Annotated in this window: 18 protein-coding genes; 3 read left to right on the top strand and 15 right to left on the bottom strand. The window is 37.0% G+C overall.

Translation table 11 applies throughout. The features are described from left to right. Positions 1 to 128: 128 nt before the first annotated feature. The gene (locus tag AC0VXV_RS07860; RefSeq protein WP_475531045.1) at positions 129 to 1,073 is read left to right on the top strand and encodes a bile acid:sodium symporter family protein; all 945 of its coding nucleotides are present in this window, start codon (positions 129 to 131) and stop codon (positions 1,071 to 1,073) included. 153 nt (positions 1,074 to 1,226) lie between these two features. On the opposite strand, the gene AC0VXV_RS07855 is transcribed toward AC0VXV_RS07860, so the two are convergent. From AC0VXV_RS07855 to AC0VXV_RS07825, 7 genes are all read right to left on the bottom strand, one after another. Continuing rightward, positions 1,227 to 1,736, bottom strand: a complete 510-nt coding sequence (locus AC0VXV_RS07855; RefSeq protein WP_475531044.1) for a GNAT family N-acetyltransferase — start codon at positions 1,734 to 1,736, stop codon at positions 1,227 to 1,229. Further along, positions 1,736 to 2,281, bottom strand: coding sequence for a GNAT family N-acetyltransferase (locus AC0VXV_RS07850; protein WP_475531043.1), 546 nt, complete (start codon positions 2,279 to 2,281; stop codon positions 1,736 to 1,738). Before AC0VXV_RS07850 ends, AC0VXV_RS07855 begins: the two co-directional genes overlap by 1 nt. 263 nt (positions 2,282 to 2,544) lie before the next feature. Continuing rightward, a complete protein-coding gene (locus AC0VXV_RS07845; RefSeq protein WP_475531042.1) occupies positions 2,545 to 4,773 on the bottom strand; it encodes an S-layer homology domain-containing protein in 2,229 nt (742 codons plus the stop codon). Positions 4,774 to 5,061: 288 nt separating this feature from the next. Next, positions 5,062 to 5,745, bottom strand: coding sequence for an ABC transporter permease (locus AC0VXV_RS07840; RefSeq protein ID WP_475531041.1), 684 nt, complete (start codon positions 5,743 to 5,745; stop codon positions 5,062 to 5,064). Next, on the bottom strand, positions 5,742 to 6,638 hold the full coding sequence (locus AC0VXV_RS07835; RefSeq protein ID WP_475531040.1) for an osmoprotectant ABC transporter substrate-binding protein: 897 nt from the start codon (positions 6,636 to 6,638) through the stop codon (positions 5,742 to 5,744). Before AC0VXV_RS07835 ends, AC0VXV_RS07840 begins: the two co-directional genes overlap by 4 nt. After that, entirely contained in the window at positions 6,635 to 7,282 is a 648-nt protein-coding gene (locus AC0VXV_RS07830) for an ABC transporter permease (protein ID WP_475531039.1), read from the bottom strand. The genes AC0VXV_RS07835 and AC0VXV_RS07830 overlap by 4 nt, the downstream gene beginning before the upstream one ends. Then, positions 7,279 to 8,418: a betaine/proline/choline family ABC transporter ATP-binding protein gene (locus tag AC0VXV_RS07825; RefSeq protein WP_475531418.1), complete on the bottom strand. Its 1,140-nt coding sequence runs from the start codon at positions 8,416 to 8,418 to the stop codon at positions 7,279 to 7,281. The genes AC0VXV_RS07830 and AC0VXV_RS07825 overlap by 4 nt, the downstream gene beginning before the upstream one ends. Positions 8,419 to 8,586: 168 nt before the next feature. On the opposite strand from AC0VXV_RS07825, the gene AC0VXV_RS07820 reads away from it, so the two are divergent. Next, on the top strand, positions 8,587 to 8,835 hold the full coding sequence (locus AC0VXV_RS07820; protein ID WP_475531417.1) for a glycine betaine ABC transporter substrate-binding protein: 249 nt from the start codon (positions 8,587 to 8,589) through the stop codon (positions 8,833 to 8,835). A gap of 500 nt (positions 8,836 to 9,335) precedes the next feature. Here the strand turns inward: AC0VXV_RS07820 and tnpA are convergent, their stop codons facing one another. The 4 genes from tnpA to AC0VXV_RS07800 form a co-directional block, all read right to left on the bottom strand. Continuing rightward, positions 9,336 to 9,809 (bottom strand): IS200/IS605 family transposase, encoded by a 474-nt coding sequence (gene tnpA / locus AC0VXV_RS07815; protein WP_475529517.1) that lies wholly within the window; start codon positions 9,807 to 9,809, stop codon positions 9,336 to 9,338. A gap of 170 nt (positions 9,810 to 9,979) precedes the next feature. Further along, positions 9,980 to 11,407, bottom strand: a complete 1,428-nt coding sequence (locus AC0VXV_RS07810; protein WP_475531038.1) for an aldehyde dehydrogenase family protein — start codon at positions 11,405 to 11,407, stop codon at positions 9,980 to 9,982. Positions 11,408 to 11,539: 132 nt separating this feature from the next. Beyond that, entirely contained in the window at positions 11,540 to 13,378 is a 1,839-nt protein-coding gene (locus AC0VXV_RS07805; protein WP_475531037.1) for a hypothetical protein, read from the bottom strand. 165 nt (positions 13,379 to 13,543) lie between these two features. Continuing rightward, positions 13,544 to 14,530, bottom strand: coding sequence for an NADPH:quinone reductase (locus AC0VXV_RS07800; protein ID WP_475531036.1), 987 nt, complete (start codon positions 14,528 to 14,530; stop codon positions 13,544 to 13,546). A gap of 174 nt (positions 14,531 to 14,704) precedes the next feature. Between AC0VXV_RS07800 and AC0VXV_RS07795 the strand changes: the two genes are divergently transcribed. Further along, the gene (locus AC0VXV_RS07795; protein ID WP_475531035.1) at positions 14,705 to 16,522 is read left to right on the top strand and encodes a serine hydrolase domain-containing protein; all 1,818 of its coding nucleotides are present in this window, start codon (positions 14,705 to 14,707) and stop codon (positions 16,520 to 16,522) included. 75 nt (positions 16,523 to 16,597) lie between these two features. Here the strand turns inward: AC0VXV_RS07795 and AC0VXV_RS07790 are convergent, their stop codons facing one another. The 4 genes from AC0VXV_RS07790 to AC0VXV_RS07775 all read right to left on the bottom strand — a co-directional run bounded on the left by AC0VXV_RS07790 (position 16,598) and on the right by AC0VXV_RS07775 (position 21,999). Next, a complete protein-coding gene (locus tag AC0VXV_RS07790) occupies positions 16,598 to 19,765 on the bottom strand; it encodes an ATP-binding cassette domain-containing protein (protein ID WP_475531034.1) in 3,168 nt (1,055 codons plus the stop codon). Positions 19,766 to 19,993: 228 nt separating this feature from the next. After that, complete coding sequence (locus AC0VXV_RS07785) at positions 19,994 to 21,241, bottom strand: DUF4153 domain-containing protein (RefSeq protein ID WP_475531033.1); 1,248 nt, start codon at positions 21,239 to 21,241, stop codon at positions 19,994 to 19,996. A 48-nt stretch (positions 21,242 to 21,289) separates the two neighbouring features. After that, positions 21,290 to 21,505 (bottom strand): helix-turn-helix domain-containing protein, encoded by a 216-nt coding sequence (locus AC0VXV_RS07780; RefSeq protein ID WP_475531032.1) that lies wholly within the window; start codon positions 21,503 to 21,505, stop codon positions 21,290 to 21,292. 11 nt (positions 21,506 to 21,516) lie between these two features. Continuing rightward, complete coding sequence (locus AC0VXV_RS07775; RefSeq protein ID WP_475531031.1) at positions 21,517 to 21,999, bottom strand: DUF2975 domain-containing protein; 483 nt, start codon at positions 21,997 to 21,999, stop codon at positions 21,517 to 21,519. Between the last annotated feature and the right edge of the window lie 225 nt (positions 22,000 to 22,224).

Below are 22,224 nucleotides of genomic sequence, written 5' to 3'. Positions count from 1 at the left end.
CCCAAATCTTTTCAACTATATTAACTAGAATAATAAAGAAATTGCTTAAAATTCTGAAAATTATTGCAATTAGAAATTTAATAAATTACAATAACATGAATTCAATAGAAAGCTGAGGTTACATCATCATGGGAGTTTTACAGAAGATTGGTAAGTTTGCAGGAAATACATTTGCGATTTGGGTACTCGTTGCAGCTGGTTTAGCGATTTGGATACCTGAATATTTTACATGGATTGGCAGTTACATTACCATATTATTAGGAATTGTCATGTTTGGTATGGGGATGACATTAAAATTAGATGATTTTAAATTAATTCTTCAACATCCGAAAGGTGTTATTATCGGGATCGTTTCCCAATTTGTTATTATGCCGTTACTGGCATTTGTGTTAGCCAAAGTTTTCAATTTACCACCTGAAATTGCGGTTGGGGTTATATTAGTAGGTTGTTGTCCAGGGGGTACGTCATCAAACGTGATGACATTCCTCGCAAAAGGAAATACTGCATTATCGGTTACGATTACATCTTGTACAACATTATTGGCACCGTTTGTAACACCTGCTCTAATCTATTTATTAGCAAGTGAATGGTTACCGGTTTCATTTATGGCCATGTTTATGTCAGTAATTAAAGTTGTGTTAATTCCGATTATTTTAGGGATTCTTGCACAGTTCTTATTTAGACCACTTGTAGAAAAAAGTGTTGATATTCTTCCTACAGTATCAGTTGTAGCAATCGTGATGATCGTTGCTGCTGTAGTAAGCGGAAGCCGCGATAAAATTTTAGAAACAGGATTAATCATTTTTGCCATTGTTATTTTACATAATGGTTTAGGATACTTACTAGGATTTTTAGTAGCAAAACTATTTAAACTGAAATACGATGATCAAAAAGCAGTATCGATTGAAGTCGGAATGCAGAATTCAGGTTTAGGAGCGCAATTAGCGATGGCCCACTTCGACCCAGTATCAGCCGTTCCGAGTGCGATATTCAGTTTCTGGCACAATATTTCCGGACCGATTCTTGCTACATATTGGGGTTCAAAAGCGAATAAGAAGGAAAACAATAAATAGATATTTTATAAAAAGAGGTACGAATGCATTTTGATTCGTACCTCTTTTTGTTTCGTTTATATGTATGTAGAGATTAATTTATCATTCTATTTTATTTTCTGTATATACAACGTTCTTCCGGTACATGATTTCATTTTATAAAAAAGAACCCATCTATTCTTTCAAAAATAACTTATATTGTACTAACTTAACTTCTTTGCCTATGTATAATTCAGTACCTATACGGCTTTCTTCTGTGAATCCAACCTTCTTCAGCATTTTTCTGGAACGATGATTTGTTTCGTGTGTCTCTCCGTAAAATGTAGTGATCCCGAATTGTTCATTTGCATAGTTCATTAATTTTTTTATCATTTGTGTACCAATACCAACATTCCAAAGAACACTGTTTCCAATAGCAATACCAATTTCAGCACTATTATTTTTTATTTCGCCTAAATCGGCATAACCGATAAGTCTATTTTTATATTCGATTCCAAGTCGAATCATTTCTTTTTGTTGATTTGCTACACAACGTTCCCACCATTTAAATAATTCCATATGATCTCTATTTTTCTGCCATCCATTTGCTTCACAAAATTGCTCATCCCTACTCCAATCAACTACAGCATTGAAGTCTTCTAATTTCAACTTTCTAAAGTAAATTTCATTTCGATTAATATCCATTATTCATCTCCACCATTTTGCCGATTGAACTTTGCTAACATAATTACATCGAAAGCCTCGTTATTTTGGTACATATACTTCCTTAAAATGCCTTCCTTTTCAAATCCTTGATTCATCAATAATTGACTGGAACCCTCATTTTCAACAAAAACGATGGCACCGATTCTTGTTAACTCCACCTCTTGAAATCCATATTCAACGATTTTAGCTACTGCTTCCGATGCATAGCCATTACGCCAAAATTCCGAATGAATTTCATACCCCACTTCTGCACGTCGATGCGCTTTTGACCATGAGTTAAAGCCAATTGTTCCGATTACCCCCGGAACATCCTTCCTTTCAATTCCCCAGCGTATTCCTTTTTCAGCTTGAAAATTACTAGTAAATGCCTGTATTAATTTTTCTGCCTGCTCCATTCTTTTAAATGTGTTCAATCCATAATATTTTGTTACCTCTTTGTTTGAAAAAATTGAATAGATCGCTTCTACATCAGAAGGTAGAATTTCTCTTAAAATGAGTCGTTCGGTTTCTAAATTTGGAAACATAGTACTTCCCCTTTCGTAAAACAATTGTGATTAATCTATTTTTCAAAAGAATAGATCTCTTGTTCAGCTTCAACTTTTTTCAAAATAAAATTTCTTACTGTTCGATATTTTATGACTTCTAATTTGTATATAATGCTTTTATGTATAAGTAATCCCATTTTCGCAACGGAAGAATCGTGCAACTATATTAAAATATGAAAACCCTTGCCGTTTAAAGGCAAGGGATATTTCATTAAATCAATGTAAAAAAAACAAACCTGCTATTAATAGTTATTAATCTGATATTCGTTCATTTTATGAGCTAAACGAATTGTTACTTGAGCTAATTGTGCATACGTAACTTCACTAGTTGGCTTCAGCTGATTATTTTCAGCTTCAAGTAATCCCATTGCATATGCTAATGCCACGTGACCACGTAATTCCTTATCTACTAGTGCGGCATCACTGTATTTCAATTCATATATATCACTCAGTTGAGCAGGTTTATTTAGTTTCAATGTACCAATGACCCATTTTGCCAGCTCCTGATTTGTAAGAGCTGTCTTAGGATTAAATGTTTTAGTAGATGCATCAAGCATTCCCATTTGTAATGCACGTGTGACAAATGCGTATGACGCATCGTCTGGCGTAATATCAGTAAATGATTCGTCCGCCGTTTCAAGCTCATTGTAACTAGAGCTGTAATACATGTACGTTACTGATTTTAGCAATACTTTTAAAGCTTCCTCTTTAGTAATAGGAGCATCTGGGTTAAATTTTTCATTTACTTCTAAAATACCCGCATGAATTAAATAATTTAGTTCTTCGGCAGCTTTTGGATGCTCGATTTTCGGCTTGTCCGATTTGGCCATTCCATAAGTATCTAACCATTCACCTGTTTTGGCATCAATGCCCGCGGACGCCCCATCTTTGAAGACTGGCTGGTATGCTAGACTATAATGCTGCTCATTCCCCACTTTTGGATGATTCACATATTGCAGCTTCAGTTTCATCTCATCTTTCAACATTTTTGTTGCTTCCTGTTCAGATAAAATATCAGTTGCTGCCGGCCACTCCAACTCACCATAATCGCTCATAAATAAGTTCACTAAAGCACCTGTTTTGGCATCTACACTTACTGAGATATTGTCACCTACTACCGATAAGCCGTTCACGATGCGTGGGAACGTAAAGTTATAACTATTATTGTAAGTTTCGTGGTAGCCCTCATTTACAGGCAATGCATACTTGTGTGCAGATGAAGGTATCCATTCTTTCACAAGAGCGATTGCTTTATCCAATGCCTGTTTTTGTGTTAATTTCGCTTCTTCTTTACTGTCATCATTGTCTACTTCGAGATTACTTTTAATATCGCTGTAATGAATGAATTCCCCTGTTGCTTTATCAATTGTTAGCACAGTTCCAGTTCCACCAGTACGATAGTTATACATATATTGAATGTTGAAGACTTCTTTACCAGTCTCCGTTGTTGTTTCTTCAACTGCCCCAATCTCCAATTGAACACCTTTTATATCTGTGGCAAGCAATTTCTCAGCCAATGCTCGCGCCTGATCTGCCGTCATGTTCGGCTGTTTTGCCGCTAATGGCTCAGAAACAATCGGTGTAATTGATTTAGCGGCTAATGTTGAAGAGAGCCCATCCAAAGTTAACCATTCCCCTGTTTGCGCATGGATTCCCGAAATAACCTGGCTATTTGGTTCATAAACAAGCTTAGCTTTATGATCCCCTGTTGAATAATCCGGTACAATTGTGTATGACAACTGTGCTTTTAAAGCATCTTGCAAGCGTTTAGCAATGGAAGATTCATCTTGTTTTTTGGACGGATCATCATACGTAAAATTATTTTTTGGAGAGGTTGTTCTATAAAATGATGATACTGTACCATCTCCTAACACTCGGATATTAATAGTTTGATCTGAAATTGGAATACCTGAATTTTTCTTCTCATAAATAAATGAGTATTCAACTGGCTGCGTTAAAATAGATGGAGAGTAATAATCGTGTGCGTTTGGCACAAGCTCATACCCCTCACCTTTACTGAACTTTTCCATAAATTTATCCGCTGCTTTTTGCGCTTCTTCTTTTGAATACTTTGCCGGGAACAATACATCCTTTGTATTTACTGGTTGATAGTGGAATTGTTCTAACTCTAACGTATCTCCAACAAAAATAAAGTTTCCATGTTCATATTGGTCGTCGATATTCTTTGAGAAATAAAGTTCATACCGTACCGTAGTATCTGTAGGATGTGAGAAACCTGCCCCCGTACGAAAATCTTTTTCAGATACATTTAGGAACTCATTTGGAAATAATTCTCGGAAACGCTTCATTAAATCAGCTTTTGTTACCGTTGTATTCGTTTGTGCGACTTGAATCGGCAATGTCTCCATACGTTCATTTCCAATTGTTGAAGCACTAGCAATTGGTGCCAATAACCCAACAGATAGCGCTGTTGCAGTTAACATGGCACCCGCCTTTTTAATAGTTACCACTCTTCATCCCCCTATCTCTTTTTCGTAAAACATCTGTTTACACTTACATATTACGAATTACACTTACAATAAGTTTCATAAATGTTAAATTTTAACTAGCAATTACAAATCTCCAATTCCTATCAACCATATATCTAAACGTTTTATCAATAACATAAAAAAATATTTCCTCCCTTTTTACTCTTTTTAAAAACATTACCAGTTATTGAGGCGGTTATTTCAAATTATTCCTAAAAGAATAAAAACACCTATTTTGAAAAATAGGTGTTTTTAAACTTTCTATTATTTTTAAGCAGCAACTCTTATTTTTTTTCGTTTCGTTGGATCAAGTCGTTTCTCGAGCCATAACAGTAAAACATCTGCCAAAATTGCCATTATAGCGGTTGGAAGTGCGCCCGCTATAATAATAGCTGTTCCGCTCGTAGCATTTGTTCCTCGAATGATAATATCACCAAGTCCGCCTGCCCCGATAAACGCACCGATTGCGACAATGCCGATTGCCACGACAAGGGCAATACGAATACCTGTTATAATAACGGAGAGGCTCAGTGGCAGCTCCACCATATATAAGATTTGAATTTTTGTCATCCCCATACCGCGCCCTGCATCAGTTAAGCTTCGATCAATATTCCTTATACCGACAAACGTATTTTTAACAATAGGCAAAAGGGAATAAAAGAACACAGTCACAATAACCGTCGTTTTTCCAAGACCTAGCACAAGCATAATGATTGCCATTAATGCAAGCGCCGGAATCGTTTGAATAATATTAGCGAGTGTAATGACCGGTCCTGAAGCCTTCGGAAATTTCGAAATCCAAATCCCTATTGGAATACCTATTATTGATGCAAGCAATACACCATACACAGACAACTGAAAATGTGCGAGAAATAGTGAAAATACATAAGAACCATTTTCTCTCATATAAAAGAAAAATTGTTCCACTATCGATAGCTGTGTCATATCTGTCATGGTTTATCATCTCCTGAAAAATAATCGTGTTCCTTAAGAAATTCCTCAGCAACAACTGCCGGTTCAATTAAGTTATTGTCAGCCAGGAAATTTAGGCGCTGCATTTCTTCTGTGGAAATTTTGCCAACTAGTCGTTGCAGAGCCTTTCTTACTTCAGGCTTTTTCTCCAATAATTTCGTATCTGCAAATGGTGATGCATCATACGCTGGGAAAAAATGCAGATCATCCTCTAAAACTGTTAAATCATAGGAAGCGATACGTCCATCAGTCGTATAGCCAAGCACGACATCTACTTCGTTTTGAGCAACCGCATCATATACTAGCCCAATTTGCATCGGGAAGACGCGTCCAAATTTAAAGCCATACGCTTCACTAAATGCTTTATACCCATCGCCATCTCGGTTCATCCATGACGTATCAACACCCAACTGCAAGTCCCGAGCTACTTTTTTTAAGTCGCTGATTTTAGTCAGCCCGTATTTCTCAGCTGTTTCCTTCGTTACCATAAAAGCATACGTATTATTGAATCCATATGAATCGAAAAACGTCATTTGATATTCTTTTTGAAATATTTTCTGTACCATCTTCAATGCTTGTTCCGGATCACTGACAGGTTCTTGTCCGAGTGCCCCCGTTAAATCTGTTCCGGTATAACGCACTGCCGAAATGTTCGCATCACCGTTTAGCATTGCCTGATGAAGCACAACAGCAGAGCCTAGATTTTTGATCAACTCTACTTCTTCATCAGTGTAATGTTCCAGCATCCCTTTCACAATGTAAGCAGTAATTTGACCTTCTGTGGAAACTACCGATCCTACGCGTAATTTATCATCTTCCTTGCCACAAGCGCTTAAAACAATAACAGACAGTAAAAGCAGTAAAAACTTTTTCAAGATGTTCGACCTCCTTGCATACGAAGCCCTTTCGGAATCATGAAGCGTTCAAAACGACTTAACAGGAAGTCCACAAGCAGGGCTAAAGCAGTTACTAATAATGCCCCTCCTACTATGAGCTCTGTTTTATATAAATTTAGTCCATTAAAAATAAAATCCCCCAGTCCGCCAGCACCAATATATGATGCTAGTGTCGCCCAGGAAATAACATATACTGCAGATAAGCGGATGCCCGACATAATAATCGGCATCGCAAGCGGTAATTCAACCATTCGCATCGATTGCATCGGTGTCATGCCCATTGCTGTACCCGCCGCTTTAATATTTTGATTAACTGAATGCATCCCAATAAACGTATTATTCAATATTGGCAATAAAGAATAGATACATAAAGCAACAATTGCCGGCACTTTACCTACACCTAAAAAAGGAATCATAATTGCTAATAGAGCAAGTGACGGTACCGTTTGCAGGACACTTGTAACCGTTAGTACGATTTTTGCAATTTTCTTCGTTTTCGATAACATTATGCCTAGAGGAACGGCAATGGCCACTCCTAATAATAGAGCGCTAAAAGATATGTAGAAGTGCTCCCATGTTTTAAGTAAAATATCGGCACTATTTTCCGTAAAAAAGCTTATCATGCATCCATCAGCTCCTGTTCCTCTTCTCCCCAAATCGTATCGTATACAATATCTACGATGTTCGCGCGAGTAATGAGACCAATGAGATGTTGCTGATCATCAACAACCGGAATATTATTCAGATTCAGATTTAATATCCGACGCACTGTATCCTGAAGTTTGGAACCCGTCTTCATGAAAATAACATCCCGATTATAAACTTCTGATACACTTTTTTTCGTGCGCGCATTCCCTGTTAAACTTTCGACTGTTAAAAAACCGAGTAATCGATTTTGGCCATCTGTAACAAACAACGTATCTACGCGTGATTTAACCATTAAGCGAATCGCCTCATCCAAGCTGCGTTCAACGGTAATTGAAACAGGTTTAATCATCACTTCATTTACCGTTTTCACATTTGGTTTTTGCTGGACTAAACGATGGGAACCGATAAATTCTTTTACAAAGTCATTGGCCGGATTTGCTAGTATATTGTCAGGAGTATCAAATTGCACCAGCTTTCCTTCATGCATGATAGCGATGCGATCGGCAAGCTTAATCGCTTCATCCATATCATGTGTAACAAAGATTATTGTTTTATCCAATGTTTTTTGGAGCTCTTTAATTAAGTCCTGTAACGTATCGCGTGTAATCGGGTCAAGTGCACCGAACGGCTCGTCCATCAAAATTATGTCCTGCTCAGCTGCAAGAGCACGAATTACACCGATTCGCTGTTGCTGCCCGCCCGAAAGCTGGGATGGATAATAATCCAGATAGGTTTCAGGTAAGTTGACCAACGATATAAGGTACTTTGCCATTTCGTCACGCTTTTCTTTCGACCACTGAAGCAGCCGTGGTACAAGCGTTATATTTTCACGGATTGTCATATGCGGCATTAAACCAATTTGCTGAATGACATAGCCGATACTTCTCCTAAGAGTGACCGGATTCATCTTCGTAATCTCTTTCTCGTCTATTGAAATCGTTCCGCTAGTAGGCTCTACCATGCGATTCAGCATACGAAGGGCTGTCGTTTTACCACTGCCACTCGTACCAATAAATGCGATAAACTCCCCTTTTTTAATATCAAGAGTTAAGTTATCAACGGCAACTTTCCCGCCACGGTATACCTTGCGTAAGTTTTCGATATGTAGCATAGAACTCATTCCTTTTCCCATGAATTATCGTATTTCTTTATTTTGATAAAATACTTTATTTATATACCCTGTTTTTCAAAAACGTAACAATGCAGACATTCAGTTGGCAATTTTGTAATGATGAAGTTTTTTCCGTAATTTTTATTAAAATTATGTAATATTTAACGTATTTTTTTAGCAGGTTGTAATAATCAGGAAGATAGTAGTGCTACAATTGAAGAAAAATCAAATTACACAATCAATGGCATTGAACCGGGAAGCGGCACGATGGAATTGGCAAACAATGCTTTACAAGATTATGAAAACCTAAATGACTGGAATCTTACGGAAAGTTCAACAGCAGGTATGTTAGGTGAATTAGATAAGGCTTATAAAATGAAGAACCGATTAGCCGCAAAAGAAGAGTATATTATTTAGCTAAGGCATTGAGAAATAATCTCGATGCTTTTTTATATAGAAGGAAGCAGCGTTGCAACATACCGTTAACCTTTCAATTAATATCAGATAATTCAAAAATTTCCCGCGCAATAATTCTTAAAATTTTTAATTACTTGTGGATAACTTGCAATATTTTGCGTTTTGGCGAGGACCTCGGTTCCCGGTTTTCTAATAAATCCGGAAATTTGCTAATATATTTTTATTTGTTCTAATAAAATATTTCTTGTTTATTCTAATAAGAGGGTCAACTCTTCTAATATCCCACTCAGATCTTCAAATAACTAGCGCACTTCTTCTAATATACACCTTAACTGTTCTAATGAAATTCCTCCACAACCCCCAAACTCAAAATAAAAACCACCAGTTGAACTGGTGGTTTTCTCTGCGCGTGAAACGCTGGGGTACTGGCCCACGTCTAAAGACGCTCTGAAAGGTCTGCCAACCGCACTACTTTTCCGACTACCGCTAAAGCGGTGTACTTATTTTTTTCTTCGATTTAATTCTTCCCCTGTGAATGGGTCAATGAATTCTTTCATCGTCATTTGATCCTCTAGGATATCTTCCTGCAATTGATTTTTTATATATTCCTGAATGACTTTTCGGTTTCGCCCTACTGTATCCACATAATATCCTCGACACCAAAATTTTCGGTTTCCATATTTATATTTCAAATTTGCATGTCGATCGAATATCATTAAACTGCTTTTCCCTTTGAGATACCCTACAAACGCAGATACACTAAGCTTCGGTGGAATACTCACTAACATATGTATATGATCAGGACAAGCTGTAGCTTCAATGATTTCTACGCCTTTTCTTTCACACAGTTGACGTAATATTTTACCGATGTCCGCTTTTATTTTTCCGTAGATTATTCTTCTTCTGTATTTTGGCGCAAACACAATGTGATACTTACAATTCCATGTTGTATGTGCTAAACTTTTATTATCCAATATTGGAGCTCCTTTCGTACGTAATCGGTTGACCAGACCTGATTTTATTGTACGACTGGAGTATTTTTTTTGTCCATAGCTAAAAGCTTTTTAGAACCCCCCGCATAGCAGGGGGTTTTCGTTTCCATAAAAAAGCAGTCCAAGTAACTGCTACTTGGACTGCTTTCCAATTAAAGTGGCATTCCCATAATCGCTTTTGGCTCAAGAAATTCCTCGATACCATAATCGCCCCATTCGCGGCCAATACCAGAATGTTTAAAGCCGCCAAATGGTGCCGAACGATCCGTTTCACTATTGTTAATACGGATTTGGCCAGCTCGGATTGATAAAGCGACTTTCTTCAGCTCTTCTTTATCATTTCCGAATACATAACCAGCAAGTCCATAAATCGTATCGTTGGCAATATCAATTGCTTCGTCTAAATCTTTATAAGTGATGACCGACATAACCGGACCAAAGATTTCCTCCTGTGCAATTGTCATATCGTTTTTCACATTTGTGAATACCGTAATTTGGGAGAAGAAACCTTTATCGATTCCATCTGGTCTGCCAGCGCCACCGATCACAATGGTTGCACCTTCTTCCTCACCTTTTTTAATGTAGGATTGAACAGTCTCCCATTGGTCTTTGGAAACTTGCGGACCCATAAATGTATTTTCATCCTGTGGATCACCTACCGGAAATTCCGCGACGAATTCTTTCATTGCTTCTATAAATTCATCATGTATTTCTTCCGGTACAATCATGCGTGTTGCAGCTGAACATACTTGCCCTGTATTCATAGCAATTTGTCCTAATGCCGCTTTAGCTGCTTCTTTTACGTCCGCATCTTTTAAAATAACGAAAGGCGATTTTCCGCCAAGTTCCAATGAAATATTTTTAATATCTTCAGCAGCATTTTTCATTAACCCGCTGCCAACTTCCCCAGAACCGGTAAAGGAAATAATGTCTACATCCGGATGAGTACTGATTGCTTCACCTACTGTTGAACCCGAACCGTTGACAAGATTAAATACACCTTTTGGAACACCCGCTTTATCCAAAATTTCCGCCAGAATGACTGCTGCAAATGGTGTTTGGGATGCTGGTTTTACTACCATTGTACAACCGGCTGCCAATGCACTGGCAAGCTTTGTGGAAATCTGATTTGTCGGGAAATTCCATGGTGTAATGAGTCCTGCTACACCAATCGGTTCTTTTTGAATATATGAATTCTCCCTTTCTTCAGTAAACTTGAATGTTTTCAATTGTTCTGCCGCCTCTTTAAAGTGCGTTAGCCCCATCTTATAATGGATTTCCTCTGATTTCGTAATAGGCGCCCCTAATTCAGCGGTCATTATTTTCACTAAATCGTCTTTACGATTTTCATATTCTTCAGCTATAGCTTCCAAAAGCTTTATTCGCTCGTCCACTGACATTTTTGAAAAGGAAGGGAATGCCTCCTTTGCCGCCTTGACTGCTCGATTCACATCTTCTTTAGTTCCACTGCTAATCTTACCTACTACTTCCTCTGTCGCAGGGTTAATTACTTCAATTGTATCTGTTCCAGTAGAATCAACCCATTCTCCATTGATGTATTGTTTTGTATGATTTAGCATAATCAAACTCCTTTATAAATCGACTTATTAAAAATATTCCCTTTGTGTCTGCCTATAAACATTTGAATTTTACCTTCTAAAATACAAAAAATCCGAAGCCTTTACTAGCACTTCGAATTTAAACAGCGTTGCCTATTTATTATTTTCTAGCAATTGCTTAGCTATATCCATCACATCTGCATCTTTAGCTTGTTTCGCAAAACGTACAACAAGCTGTTCGATTTCCGTACCTTGCCAATGCGATTTATCGTACGAATGTAATATTAATATCGCAATGTACTGCAGATGCTCGTCAGAAGTTTTTAGTGCTTTTCCTAGGAAATCGATACCAAGACCATTATACTGATCCAATTCTTCAATAAGAGAGACAACAACAATCACTTGATCATTCGTCAATTCATTGAAATCTCCAAACGAATCCGTAATCCCTATAAGCCGTTCGATAATTTGCGGGTCTTTCGCTGCAAATAATGCATAATAATATTGTACGTTGTCGGGATTGTTCTTTAACTTCTCGAATACGATGTCCGTAATATCTGCATTATAAAATTGTGCCACTGCTAATGCCTCGGCCTCATTCTCCTGGTCATTTTGCAGTTTTTCCAATGCTTGCTGCAGCCAGCTTGGATTTTGGACAATTTCTTCAATATTCTCTTCCGTCGTGCGCTTTTCATGCGGTTTCCAGTTGGAAGAAAAACGCTCTTCCCATATTTCTTCATCCTCCTGCAAATACTCATGAATTTGCGTCAAAATGTAAAACTGATTGAATGTCTGACAATGTGTTTTCGCATGGTGTGTATAACGCATGACCACTTGACCCGCATATTCATAATCATCCATTGTTTGATTGGCACCTTCATATAAAAGAGCTAATATTATTGCTCCTGCACCGTCAAATATTTTCCCGGAAATAAATTTTTCATGCAGTTCAATATCGAGCTTCCCTTTTTCAGCACACATTAACGCGGATGCATTTCCCGGAACCGTATTTTTTAGTCCTTCCAGCAAGATCCACTGCCGGATCTCTTCATTTGAGGCATCCAGGAAATTGAGTGCTTCGAGTTTACCCCAATCCGAAACATTTTGCGCAATATGCCATGCCAACTCATTACTGTTTGTTGTGCCATTTGTTAACGCAAACAGAGCCGCTCCGGTGAATTCTTCATGCAATGCAATCACTTTCAACCGTTCTTTATACTCTTCACATTCCATCGTACCTAACACGAGAAGCGCGAATTTCACAACTTCGCGATGAGCCGCATGTTCCAGCAACCAAATTGCCTCATTTTTCAATCGACCTTCATCTTTTTCAGCTTCTGCAAACAGCTCTACAAATTCGTGAAAATAGCTGATGACGTTTTCATCTTTTATTTTTTCGTATGTTGCTTTCCGTGTATGATCGTTAGGATTTGCAACCTGCTCTAAAAATAACTTTATGAGCTTTTTCGTATAAAATGGCGTTACCGGTTCCTGATATAGCCGATCAGCAAATCCTGGTGCAAATTTCGGATGATTTTCATCGTATAAAAACTCATCATCCGGTAAATTTTTTGTTATAAGCTGCTGATGCTGCTTAAATTGTTCTTCAAGAAAAGGAACAATGTAGTCTTTATTTGTCCAAGGTAAAAAATGCAGGTGCAACGTCTCATACATCAGCTGTTTTCCATCCACTTTCACCGTTACATTCAGTTTAACAAAGCCGCCTAGTTTCACGTACACTTTATGTGTCTTACCACTGTTTGACTGGAATGTTCCTTTCAGTGTTGAAAAGGGAATAACATGCGACCATATCGATTTTCTGACATTTTGTGCAATAATTTGTCCATCGACCTTCAATACTTCCTCCATCATGCCATTCATTACCTCTATTTGATGACCCTCAAAATCCAGGACCCATTGTTTTTCTACTTCTTTTGCCACCTCATTTTTGGCATTGCGCATTTCCCGCTTAAATTCCTCTTTAAATCCCATTTACTTGCTACCTATTCCTTTCGTTTCTATACAACTATTATAACAATTTTTGTTAACTATTTGTTAAATAATTGCAAACCAACAAAATAATATCACAAGTATCCACTTTATTTACGGAATTGTCAGATAAAAAGGACTAGCAAATATACTAGTCCCAAAAATGTATTATTGAGTTTTTATAACTACTTTCCCGTTATGCTCCCCATTAATCACTGCATCAAATGCCATGCCAGCCTGTTCTAATGGATAACTGTAACCTACAACAGGTTTTAGCTGTTCTGTTTCCAGCAGCTTTGCCACACCATATATCAGTTCCTGGTGAACTTCTTCCGATACATTAAACAGTACCATCCCACGTACATCACATTCTTTTTGCATTACAAGCCGAGGATTAATTTCAATTTCACCACGGTTTCCGACGATAACGATGACACCGTGCTTGGCAAGCATCTGCAAATCGGTCTGCAGATTTTCGTTTGCCAAAAATTCGATAATGACATCCGGACCTCTGCCCTCATTGGCATCAAGTACAGTTTCAATTGTTTCTTCTTTAATATGATCAAGCACGACATCTGCGCCTGCTTCTTTTACAAGTTGTTTCCCAGAATTACGGCTTGCCGTTCCTATTACTTTTGCTCCTAAAGCTTTTGCAATTTGAACAGCTTGTAAACCTACTGCGCCACTAGCTCCGTGAACGAAAACCGTCTGACCTGATTTCACTTTTGCTCTTCCTACCAATGCTCTGTACGCTGTCAATGCTGGAATCCCTAATGCGGCTCCCTGCTCAAACGAAATATGCTCCGGAATCGGATGAACAAAGCGGCTTTCACAAACAATCTGTTGTGCTAATGTACCAGTCGACTTACCATTCGGCAAGCTCGCGATAAATACTCGGTCCCCTGCTTTTACGTTTGTCACTTGTTCTCCAACTTGTTCGACAATTCCCGCCCCGTCCAAGCCAGGCGTATATGGCAGGTTCGGTTTAATCGCATATGTACCAGTAGAAGTATAAACATCGCTAGGATTCACACCCGCTGCATGAAGGTTTATCAGTACTTCATTTTCAGCTGGAGTTTGTACCTCTGCTTGCTCCACTACTAAATTTTCAGACGTTCCAAATTGATTGATTCGTATTGCTTTCAATAACTTCACCCCATCATCTATTTATATTAAGAATATTAGAAAAATTACATTTTGTATAGAGATAGCTTCGCTTAAATAAATATATAAATACTTTAATAATGGAATATTTTAATTGTTTCATATGTATTGATGTTATAGAGGAGGCGAAAAGTAATAAAAAAAATAATTTTATTGTTAGCAGTAATGGTGCTATGTTGTGTACCAGTTGCTTCTGCAAAAGAAAGCATGTCTACACCGGCAGGGATTGCTTATGCCGAGCTCAAGGAAAGAGTAGATGAATATGCTTCTAAATACATTGGGACGACAACTGCAGGAGCCAATGTACTAATTGTGAAGGACGGAGAAATTTTCTTCAATACGGCGTATGGCTTTGCTGATGTTGAAAATCAGGTGAATATCACAACGGATACTGTATTTGAATGGGGTTCCGTTACAAAGCTTCTCGTTTGGACTAGTGTGATGCAGCTGGTAGAACAAGGGAAATTAAAATTAGATGAAGATATTCGCTTGTATTTACCGGAAGGATTTCTGACGAAAATACGGTATGATGCCCCTATCACAATGTTGAATCTGATGCACCATAACGCTGGGTGGGAAGAAAAATTTACAGATTTATTTTATATGTCAGCAAATGAAATAAAACCTTTGGAAGAAATGCTTCACATTACTGAGCCTTATCAGGTGCACGAACCTGGAAGTGTCGTTGCCTATTCAAACTATGGTGTAGCACTTGCCGGTTTTATTGTGGAACAGCTGGCAGAACAGCCTTTTTATGATTATGTGAATGAACATATTTTTTCAGTATTAGATATGAAGAACACAACAATTCATCCGACACAGGAAGATAACACGAATGTTGCTACAAAAAGAGATGAAATTTACGGTTATATTGTTAATAATGATGGTGAGTTTACTATTTCGAAAAATGAACGGATCTATATCGGTTTATATCCAGCCGGAAGTGCAATAGGCACGGTAAAGGATGCTGCTAAATTCATGCTGGCACTTATGCCGGCAGATGGAGCAAAAAGTCCTTTGTTTCAAAACAATCGTACATTGGATGAAATGCTGACGACTAGTGACTTTTATGAAGATGGCTTCCCTCGAAATGCACATGGTTTTTGGAAAGGATTATATACAGTTGATGTATTGGAACATGCAGGAAATACAGATAGTTTTTCAAGCAATTTCTCTTTTTCAAATAATGAAAATATGGGAGTAATTGTTTTCACGAATCAGGCGGGTGAAGCCGGACTAAGTTATGGTTTACCAACACTTATATTCGGTGAGTATTCTGCTGAAAAAGGCAAGCAGACAATGCCGAATGCGCAGGAGCTTGAAGGAAAGTACTATATGGCAAGGCTACCTTATAAAGGTTTTACCAAGCTGTACAGTGCACTTAGTATTGGTCATTTCGAAGCGACAAACGCAAACAGTATAGATGCTTTTGGGATGAAACTTGAACAAATCGCTCCATATTTATATAAATCTTTAGATGATTATCGTGTATATTTTCATGTTACGTTGAATGATGGAAATGTGAACAAGATTTCAATGCCGACAAGTGATATTCTACCTGTCACTCAAAAAATGATAATAATGAATCTGTTCAGTAGCTTAGCGGTAGCTTTTAGTGGTCTATATACACTCATAGTTTTACTAATATTGTTCATCAAAAAGATAAAAAACCGAAAAAAAGCAGTCCGAGCTACTACTGCTGAAAAATGGGAATTACTATTGCTTTTAGCAAATAATATACCTTTTATCAACATAATTGTTTTAGCTTACAGAACATTAAATTACGCTTCTTATACAACCTTGAAAATTCACTTTTGGGTCAACTATGCATACATTGCATTCGCAGCCATTTGTCTGGTGGCCATTTTTGCAGGTTTGAAAAAAACAACGACAACTCGTTATCAAAAAATACGCTATGCATTCTCTTGTATTTCGGCGCTGCTTCTTGTCATCTTAATTATTGGCTGGGAGCTTTACTATTAAATTGTACTATTTCTTCAACATACAAAAGCAGATGTACGAATTTACTTCGTCATCTGCTTTAATTTTGGAACTATTTTAACTTTTCTCCTCAAGACATTGATAGACAGCCATCATCTCTTTTTTATTTAACTCACGAATTCGATTAAAAATAGGAATTTCTGCAACTGCTTTTGTATAGAGACTGTTATCAACAATTTCACTTACCGGTCCGGTTAACCAAGTGTTTACTTGTATCCCTTCTACTAGTTCCTTCAAACCTTCATTATTAATGCCACTTGCATTACAGCTTATACATGGAATTGTTAATTTTGAGACCCCATCGTGTAGTCCATCTTCAGAGAGGGCTTTCTTACCTTTACAGAAAGGACAGGGATTGCTTTTCTTAATTTTGTTTATTTGCGTAACAAGCTTCTTGTAACCGAATGCTTCATAAACATATGTTAGTTTTTTATACTTTCCATTCGTGAAATACTTGTCAATGATCGTTTCTCTCATTTCATTGATATTGTCAAAATCACAAATGGTTACGCGGTTATTTTTACTGATGGTCTCAATATTACCTTGAATGCTGTCCCAAAAAGGCAGGGCATTTTGTAAAACTACTTCATATTGCGCAAAACTTGCCACTTCAATTTCAAATAATTTCAATGCCACTTGGATTTCTCGCGGCAGTAAAGAAACATCTTCTGTTAAAACCATATTGCCACCAACGACTGATTTTAATTTGTCCAGGATCGGTAACGGACCTACTGTTTTTAATATTTCATCAAGCGGCTGCTTCATAATCTCACGAATATCTGTATCGCCATACTTTAGCTGTTTCTGATGATTTAGCACAGAGCCTTCACAAACCGGGCAAGTAATCATTTCTTTCGATTCTTTCATAAGTTCTTTAATAGGTGATTTCGAAATGAACATATACATCCCTATAATTTGATTAAAGCCTTGCCATGTTCTTCTTGCCTTGTCCGCTTTATCATAGAAAGAATTTTCCCAATAACCGTATAAAAAAGTGTCCTTTTCGGCTTCTGTCATCTCGTTATAACTTTTACTTATATCCTGACCGAGTTCGTTCTTGATTTCTTCAAAAAGAAATTCCAATTTTGAATATTTATAATACTTCAATACTTCCATCACGTCCGGATGCAATAAGCCCTCCCAAAATGGGGCAGTCTTGTCCTGAACTACAACATCAAAATCAAATTTCTCAATAACCCGGCGACCTGAGCAGCTTGGACAATGGTTGTCTTGATGATAGAAATCGAAGCTTTTCGTATCTTTATTTGTTGGATGCGCGGCTACAATATGATTGATCAATCCACCCATTTCATACAGAAAGCTATATTGACTATATAATTGACGTTCCAAATCTATAGCAATGACTGGAGCTATTGTAGCAGACTCATATTCACCATAAATTAAACGGGCCATTGATGATAAACTTTTTAGAATACCACCTTTATAAATATTTTCTGCATTTTTAAAATAGGCAACATGATCTTCTCTTAAATAATGAATACCATTTTGTTTATTAATAGCTGAGGGAATTTGCTCCGGTACGTTATCAGTGCTGTTTTGCACGCTATAATAATCAGCATTACTCATTACATCTAGATGTTCGACTGGTTCAATTTTTCTTTTTCCAAAATCAACGATAAAATCGGAGTTTGCCAGCATATACGAATTGTGTTCAATCATTATGATCGAAACAGATTCATCTTGAAGTATGGCTCTTATACTATCAATGAACTGATTTAAAATATTTTGCGACAAACCTTTTGAAGGCTCATCAAAAATAAATAATGTATGTGGATTTTTAGTATTGGCAAACAGCTCGGATACTAAATGGACACATTGGAATTCGCCATTTGATAAAGACTGTGTTTTTCTTTCTAATGTCAAATAACCAAGTCCAAGTTTGATTAACAGGCTCAAGCGTTTTTGAGTAATGTCACCTTCCGGCAATTCCTCAATAATATCTTCAATCGAGCGCTGAAAAATATCCTCAATTTCTTCACTATACTTCGTTATTTTTCTTTTAATATCAAGAAAAGTGGCTACAGTTGATCGGCTTGTAATCGATTGGTTCCGATTTTGCCCGACCATTACAATTTTATCTTTTGGATATCTATTCAGAAAATCTTTTGCTATACACTCATTGACAAGTGTAGATTTACCACATCCCGATTCTCCCGTAAAAGTAACGATTCTATTTTTAGGAATCTGAATTTCAGCCATCTGAATATTGCGGCTAAATAACTTCTTAAAATGGTAGTATTCTGTTGGTATTGCCTTATTCAGTTCATAATTGATTGGTTTAGGGCGAGGAGATTCTTCTACAATTTTTCCGCCGTATTTCCCGCTGCCAGGTCCAAAAAACAGCTGCTCCCCCGTAATATCTTGCACTGTGTCTGAATGATCAATGAGCCAAATTTGGTTTTTGTAACCTAGTTGTTTTATTTGCTCTAAAATTTTCAGTAATGTTTGATGATCAAGACCTACTGAGATTTCATCGACGATAATAACGGTATTTTCACTTGTAGCCATAAATTCAGCCAAGTAAAGTCGCGTTAATTCTCCCCCTGATAATGTGCCCATTATACGATTTAACGTTAAGTAACCAATGTTCATATCGATAAGATTTTTAAGGATATGTTGTTTCCCTTCACTAATATGTAACACTTCTTTTAATGCAAAAATGGATTCAATACTTAAGTCGTTAATACCGGCTATATTATGTGGTTGATTAAATAACTCGATTCTTTTTTGAAGAACCTCGGGATTATAGCGTTTCCCTTCACACATTTTGCATTCAATGTTCTTAGTCGTGCCGCGTCCTTTACATGAAGAGCACCAGCCTAGTTCATTATTAAACGAAAATACTTCTGGAGATAGATCAAATTTTTCGGCAAAAATATCGCGAATCTCCTTAAACACGCCCGTATGTGTACCAATAGTTGAACGTGGGTTAGAGGATATAGACGACTTTCCGAGAAAAAGTACTAAAGGCATTTCTTCCATTTTAATAGCACTAAAATTGGTCTCCATTATATTAGGGAATAGATATTGATATTCGGATTTTGGCAATAATGAAACTAGTCGTTTCTTGGACTCTTCCCCGATCGTTTGACAAAAAGTTGTTTTACCAGATCCAGAAAGACCAGCAATCCCTAACGATTTATCGACTGGTATTACTGTATCTAAATTAAAAATGTTGTTTGCAATTAGTTGATTGATTTTCATTTTGTTATATCGCACCCATTCTTTTTATTTAATATTCCCGAGCTCCAAAATTTCTAATAAAACTATCTCTTTTTTATTTCATAACACCCCTTCTATTACTCAGATGTTACTACACCTATTAGCAAAAATAAAAGCCCAATTTCCCCATCATTGCGAAGGAGAAATTGGACTATCCCCGCTACACCTTTATAGAATGTAGCTATTGGAAATTTTTAAACAACCTTTTACTTAAAAAATTATCGGAAATGTAAATATAACGAAAGCTGCCCATAATCCGTATACTGGCAAATACTTTGTAACAGCATTTTGGATAGCGTTTGGACCGGATTTATTTTGTAGATAACGCATATAGGAAATCATAATCCATAGTAGATTTGCACAGATTAGTATATTTACCCCTAAAACAGCAACCCTATTAGGTGTAATACCATAAGAAGTAAGTCTGAACATGATGGCTGATAATGCGACACTGTCAATGATAAGAGCGACAACGATTAAAGCGAAATTGACATAGTCGAAGATGCTCTTTTTATCGTCAGAGTCTTTCTCAGTAATAGAGAATATTGTAACAGCCAGAACGCCAAGTAGTATTCCGTTGAAAGCGATCAGGAAATCGCGGTCCAAAAACGGATTTTTCCCGACCGATATGACCGTTACAAGGTATACAAGCAAAGTGATTAATACTAACGGGCTAAAAATTTTTGCTATAAATGGGGTTACATTTTTGGCAAGCTTCAAATTCATTGAAACGAGGTGTACACCTACAACTGCAAGTGCCGCTGCCCCAAATAAAACGATATTACTAAAATAGAAGTCCTCAATATCTAAGCCAATGAAGCTAAATAACTGCAACGTTAATAATGCAAGAAAAATCCCGCTAACTGCCATGCTGGCGTACAGAACTCCATATTCTAAATTAAATTTAATATAAGCTAATCTTGTACTGCTATTTAAATAATCATTTCCTGTATATGCAAGCCCTAACAATACCCATAAGAAAATCGGGAAATGTAAATACGCTAAAATAATGCTATCGTCGTTGAAATTTAATGGCAGCATATTCAGATAAATTCCTGAAACTAAGAACATTGCCAATAACGAATAAACGACACTTCTTTTAGGTTTATTCTTGTAAACAAAGTAGGCAGCAATAAAAGGAATAATACCAAATGCCAGATTAATCGGAGCAATTGCTTCTTGTTCGACAAAATGGAATATAATTCTTGTACATACCCCTGCCATGATCGCTAATATGCCCATGAAGAAAAATCCGTTTTGAAAGGATGTAAAATTTCTTGTATTTTCCTTTTCGCTGAAATTCAATCTTTCATACCAAACACTTAATATTGGAGAATCAGAGTTTTGTTCCCAAGCCTGTTTGAATGACTTTGTAAAAGCTTTCGGGTCTTTTCTATACATTCTCTCAAGTACATCGGGTTTTTTAATGTTTTCTATAACCAAATTATTACTCTCCATTGCTTTCCCTCCCCTAATTATTGTCATACAACATTCCCACTGTAATAGTTAAATGTCTTCATCACTTTTGTATTCTAATATATCTCCCGGCTGACAATCCAACGCCTTACAAATGGCTTCTAATGTTGTTAACCGAACTGCTTTTGCCTTCCCATTTTTCAATATAGAAAGGTTTGCCATCGTGATCCCAACCTTTTCCGAAAGTTCTGTTACGCTCATTTTCCTTTTTGCCAACATCACATCAATATTAATTATAATTGCCATTGTTATTCACCTCAGACCGTTAAATCGTTTTCAGATTTAATATTAATTGCTTCTTGTAAAAGTTTTTGAAGAACGGCTGCAAAGACTGCAATTACCAATGAAGCAAAAGGAACAATTAATCCGACAAAGATAACTCCCGGCGCGTCATCCAATTCCGCAAACACATAAAACAGCGGCAAAACTAATAAATGCAAAACACTGATTATTATGGCACAATATTTTATTTTCTTTAAAGGTTTCACAGCTAAATCAGAGAACGCTTTATTATTGTCGATATAGCGTAAAAGTAGGAAAGCCTGATATAAAGCAAAGAAAAAAGGAATTGCCGAAGCATCGAAAACGATGTAAACATAATATTTTACGAAAGCAAACTCCGGAAGCATTTTTGCTGCTACATTTGCCAGCTCCGGTACTAAAAAGATGCATAGCGCCAAAACAGGAATCCCTAAAAAAACAACAGCAATTTTTAAAAACAACGTAGTTACTTTTTCCATAAATCGCACCTCACTTATTTATTTTCACTTCTGATTTTATTACATCTTTTATCGTAAATCAATAAATTTATATCGATTTTTTCTCACTTACCTTAAGCTGTACGTAAAATACCACCTTGATTTTTTATAAAGCAAATCGTTCCAAACTCTGTTGCAATATCCGATATAACATAGACAAAGGCATCGGGTTTATAGAAACACCCGATGCCTGCATGCTTTACTAAT

The organism is Solibacillus sp. iso_87 (genome assembly GCF_056173085.1).
This window is presented reverse-complemented; position numbering and strand designations above follow the sequence as displayed.